Genomic DNA, 2421 nt, shown 5'->3' with positions numbered 1-2421 from the left:
GCCGGCCGACATCGTCACCCTGCTGGACGTCCCGGCGATGGCGATCTCGTCCTCGGCGGTGCGGCAGCGGGTGCACGCCGGCCGGCCGGTCTGGTACCTGGTGCCGGACGGGGTGGTGCAGTACATCGCCAAGCACCGGCTCTACCTGCGCTGAGCGTCCGGCCGGCGGTGTTTTAGCCGGCGGTGCTCAGCCGGCCGGGTCAGCCGCGGGGGTGTCGGCCGGCCGGGTCAGCCCGAAGATCAGCTCGTCGGAGTAGCTGCCGTCCGGGTTGCGCAACCGGCCTGCCCGGCGTCCCTCGGGGCGGAAGCTGGCGGCCTCCGCCGAGCGGGCCGAGGCGACGTTGCCGACCTTGCAGCCCAGTTCCAGCCGGGCGGTCGGCGTCTGGCTGAAGGCCCAGTCGGCCAGCAACCGCAGCGCCCGGGTGGTGAAGCCCCGCCCGCGGAACTCCGGGACCACGCCGTAACCGAGGGCCACCACACCGGGCGGGCCGGACCGGCGCAGGCCGAGGGTGCCGGCTCCCGCGCCGCTGGCGGCGTCGCAGATCAGCAGCAGCGCGTTGTGCGGGTTGACCAGCCTGCCCAGCCCGACCCAGTTCGCCCGCTGCCGGGCAGTGGCCTCGGTCATCGGCTCGGCGCTGAACCCCCACTGCAGCGCGGCGTCGTTGTTGGCCTCGGCCAGCAGCACCGGCCAGTCCTGCGGACCGGCCGCGCGCAGGGCCACCACCCCGTCGCTGAGCTCGGGCAGCGGCGGCCAGGCAGGCTCGACGGGCGCGTCCGGGTCGGCGGCGGTCCGGACGAACACCGCACCGTCGGTCGGGCCGTCCCGGCCGGGCAGCAGCGCCCGGCGCACCGTCTCGTAGCGGAAGCCGGCCCGCAGCGCCACCGCGGCCGAGGCGGCGTTGGGCACCTCGCACCGGATCTCGATCCGGGTCAGCCCGTTGTCCAGGCCGAACCGGGCCAGGGTGCGGGTGGCCTCGGTGGCGTAGCCGTTGCCCCAGTCGGCGGTGGCCAGCCAGTAGCCGATCTCCGCGACGTCCCAGGGACCCGACGGCAGCCGCAGGCTGGCACTGCCGACCAGCCGGCCGGTGGTGTTCTCCGCGATCGCACAGTCCAGCCGGGTGCCGGCGACGCGCCCGTCCTGGCCGGGACCGGTGACGAAGCTGTGGGCGTCGGAGGCGGTGTAGGGCCACGGCAGCGGCAGGTACTCAGAGATCCGCCGGTCGGCGAGGATCGCCTGCACCGTCACCGCATCGGTGGGCTGCCACGGCCGCAGCGTCAGCCGCCCGGAGTGCAGCACCAACCCCTCGAGTTCGATCCCCTGCCACTGGCCCATGGCCCCCAGCGTGCCAGATCGGACATTGCGATCCTGCGCCGAGCAGCGGCCAAGTAGCATGGCGGGGTGGTATTAAACAAGCTGCTGCGCGCCGGTGAAGGCAAGATCGTCCGACGGCTGACCGCGATCGCCGATCACATCGACGGACTCGAAGAGGACTACGTCGACCTGACCGACGCCGAGCTGCGCGCGTTGACCGATCAGTTCAAGGCGCGCTACGGCGACGGCGAGACCCTGGACGAGCTGTTGCCTGAGGCGTTCGCGGTGGTCCGGGAGGCCGCCCGCCGGACGCTGGGCCAGTTCCACTACAAGGTGCAGCTGATGGGTGGTGCCGCGCTGCACCTGGGCAACATCGCCGAGATGAAGACCGGTGAGGGCAAGACCCTGGTCTCGACGCTGCCCGCCTACCTCAATGCGCTGTCCGGCGACGGCGTGCACGTGGTCACCACCAACGACTACCTCGCCTCCCGCGACGCCGACTGGATGGGCCGGGTGCACCGCCACCTGGGCCTGTCGGTGGGCAAGATCCTGTCCAACATGACGCCGGAGGCGCGCCGGGCCAGCTACGCCTGCGACATCACCTACGGCACCAACAACGAGTTCGGCTTCGACTACCTGCGCGACAACATGGCCTGGAAGAAGGCCGACATGGTGCAGCGCGGGCACAACTACGCCATCGTCGACGAGGCCGACTCCATCCTGATCGACGAGGCGCGCACACCGCTGATCATCTCCGGGCCCGCGGAGGCGAGCTCGCGCTGGTACCAGGCCTTCGCCGACATGGCCAACGGCCGCGGCACGGCGCGCACCGAGATGCGTGGCTTCGACATCACCGGTCTCTCCCCGCAGGAGATGCAGCGCCGGAGCGCCGAGATCCAGGGGTACGACTACGAGTACGACCTGAAGAAGCGCACGGTCGGCGTCACCGACAAGGGCGTGCAGCACGTCGAGGACCAGCTCGGCATCGACAACCTCTACGAGGCGGCCAACACCCCGCTCGTCGGCTACCTGAACAACGCGCTCAAGGCCAAGGAGCTGTTCAAGAACGACAAGGACTACGTCGTCATGAACGGCGAGGTCCTCATCGT

At 71.3% G+C, this 2421-nt stretch carries 3 protein-coding genes; 2 read left to right on the top strand and 1 reads right to left on the bottom strand.

Translation table 11 applies throughout. From position 1 onward, the window contains the following. On the top strand, positions 1 to 154 hold a 154-nt coding region (locus VLJ82_RS14740), incomplete at its 5' end, for a nicotinate-nicotinamide nucleotide adenylyltransferase (RefSeq protein ID WP_408661924.1). A 33-nt stretch (positions 155 to 187) separates the two neighbouring features. Here VLJ82_RS14740 and VLJ82_RS14735 read toward each other — a convergent pair. Continuing rightward, entirely contained in the window at positions 188 to 1333 is a 1146-nt protein-coding gene (locus VLJ82_RS14735; RefSeq protein ID WP_408664118.1) for a GNAT family N-acetyltransferase, read from the bottom strand. A 66-nt stretch (positions 1334 to 1399) separates the two neighbouring features. Here VLJ82_RS14735 and VLJ82_RS14730 point away from each other — a divergent pair. After that, positions 1400 to 2421: DEAD/DEAH box helicase (locus tag VLJ82_RS14730; RefSeq protein ID WP_408664117.1), on the top strand; the 1022-nt coding region annotated here is incomplete at its 3' end.

It is taken from the genome of Jatrophihabitans sp. (assembly GCF_035474675.1).
Lineage (GTDB): Bacteria > Actinomycetota > Actinomycetes > Mycobacteriales > Jatrophihabitantaceae > Jatrophihabitans_A.
This window is presented reverse-complemented; position numbering and strand designations above follow the sequence as displayed.